At 60.9% G+C, this 1,155-nt stretch carries 1 protein-coding gene; it reads left to right on the top strand.

The features are described from left to right. A partial coding sequence (gene tssI / locus K7H09_RS24305) for a type VI secretion system tip protein TssI/VgrG (protein ID WP_230806378.1) occupies positions 1 to 1,155 on the top strand: 1,155 nt, incomplete at both ends.

The raw sequence follows: 1,155 nt of genomic DNA, 5'->3' as shown, positions 1-1,155 counted from the left end.
AAGACTACAGCTTCAAGAACCCGCCTTACGCCCAGCTACACGAACACCAGGCGCCCAATCTAGGGGAGCACGCTCAGCGAGAGGATTACGAACACTACGACTACCCAGGGCGCTATAAGAAGGACGCCTCCGGCAAGCCGTTCACCCGTCACCGGCTAGAATCCCTGCGCGCTGACGCTACCACCGCCGAAGCCGAAAGTGACCTGCCTGAACTCGCCCCCGGTACCTGCTTTACCCTCACCGACCACGATATCGATAGCCTCAACCGTGCTTGGCAGGTGGTATCGGTGGTGCACCACGGCGAGCAACCTCAGGCGCTAGAAGAGGATGGTATGGCGCGGGGTGGTAATGGAGCGAGCTCAGCGCAAGCGGGCGAGCTGATGACCCGCTACCACAACGAGGTGGTGATCATGCCCCGGGATCAGACCTTCCGCCCGGTGCCCAACCCCAAACCCCGGGTCGATGGCCCCCAGGTGGCCTTTGTAGTCGGGCCAGCGGGCGAAGAGATCTACTGCGACAAATATGGCCGGGTCAAAGTACAGTTTCCTTGGGATCGCTACTCCGCCGCTAACGAAACCGCCAGCTGCTGGGTGCGCGTTGCCCAGGGCTGGGCGGGCGGCGGTTACGGCAGCATGGCGATCCCCAGGATCGGGCATGAGGTCATTTTGTCGTTCTTGGAGGGTGATCCGGACCAGCCGCTGATCACCGGGCGCACTTACCACGCGGTTAATCGGCCGCCCTACCCGCTGCCGGCCTACAAAACCCGCACGGTCATCCGTACCCAGAGCCACAAGGCGGACGGCTTTAACGAGCTGCGCTTTGAAGACGAAGCGGGCGAAGAGCAAATATGGGTGCACGCCCAAAAAGACCTCGACCTGCTGACCCTTAACGACCGCACCGAGGACATCAAGCGCGATAGCACCCTGCATGTCTATCGTGACCGCACCACCGACATCGACCGCGACGAAACCCGCACTGTCCACCGCCATGAAGTCCACACGGTGCATGGCAACGAGACCCATACCGTGGACGGTAACGAAACCTTTACCGTGCACAAGAACCGCCGCAAGACGGTGGATGGCAACGAAACCGACCGCATCGGCAAAAACTGGTCGAGCAAAGTCGGTAAGAACAAAACCGAAACCGTTGGTAAGG

The organism is Halomonas sp. IOP_14 (genome assembly GCF_021021315.1).
Classification (GTDB): Bacteria; Pseudomonadota; Gammaproteobacteria; order Pseudomonadales; family Halomonadaceae; genus Vreelandella; species Vreelandella titanicae.
Note: the sequence above shows the minus strand (reverse complement) of the source record. Positions and strands in the feature narration are given on the sequence as shown.